General features: G+C 52.0%; 1 tRNA gene and 1 rRNA gene. Both read right to left on the bottom strand.

The features are described 5' to 3' along the window. A tRNA-Ile gene (locus H3H36_RS26595) sits at positions 1-77 on the bottom strand. Between the two features lie 75 nt (positions 78-152). Next, positions 153-223 (bottom strand): 16S ribosomal RNA (locus H3H36_RS26600); the annotation flags it as partial.

The following is a 223-nucleotide window of genomic DNA, read 5'->3' on the forward strand; positions in this document are numbered from 1 at the left end:
TGGTAGGGCTGGTTGGACTCGAACCAACGACCCCCGCGTTATCAACACGGTGCTCTAACCAGCTGAGCTACAGCCCCAAATGCTGTTCTTCTTGATTTACAGTCGATAAGTGTGAACGCTTGAGGATGATCCGAAGATCAGTGCGACTCTAGAAAGGAGGTGATCCAGCCGCACCTTCCGATACGGCTACCTTGTTACGACTTCACCCCAGTCACGAATCCTA

The sequence above is a fragment of the Rugamonas fusca genome (assembly GCF_014042365.1).
GTDB lineage: Bacteria > Pseudomonadota > Gammaproteobacteria > Burkholderiales > Burkholderiaceae_D > Rugamonas > Rugamonas fusca.